Genomic DNA, 574 nt, shown 5'->3' with positions numbered 1-574 from the left:
GATACCAATAGACGTAGTGTCGATGGGCATGCGTTGGTTTATGTCAGCTATCTGGGTTTGGTACAAGAAACCCAAACACAAGCGCTGCAGAGCCAAGCCATATGGCGCGACTGGTACGATTATTTTCCTTGGGAAAACCACTTAGAAGGTATGCCAAGTATTATCATGGATTTTATTGTGCCAACACTGTTAGATTGGGCAAATGATACGGAGGATACAACCGCGCAACGCCGTCGTCATCAGCGCATCAGACTGTGTTGGGGGTTGAATGAAGCGTTCTTGGCAGATGAAAATGTCAAACACAAAGACGCTGGTACTAATTCAAATAGTGATAACAATAATGAAGGCAGAAAGTGGGTGGCTGAGCATGTACTGCTACGCTATGAAATGCTTTATGAAGCAGGGTTGATACCTGAAGCGCCAAGCTATCCAGCAAGCTATTTATCCAACGCTAAAACCGCTCACTTACCTGAAAATTGGTCGCAGCTAATAGGCGTACCCATGTATTACGATCATCGCCGGGTGATAGCTACTGCCATTTCACGCCTGCGAGCCAAGATTGAATATCGACCAC

The 574-nt window shown here is 46.0% G+C and carries 1 pseudogene; it reads left to right on the top strand.

Going from position 1 to position 574, the window contains the following annotated elements:
- Positions 1-574, top strand: a pseudogene (locus ACS8FD_RS23180) (hypothetical protein); the annotation flags it as partial.

This window comes from Psychrobacter sp. 1U2, from assembly GCF_051847575.1.
This window is presented reverse-complemented; position numbering and strand designations above follow the sequence as displayed.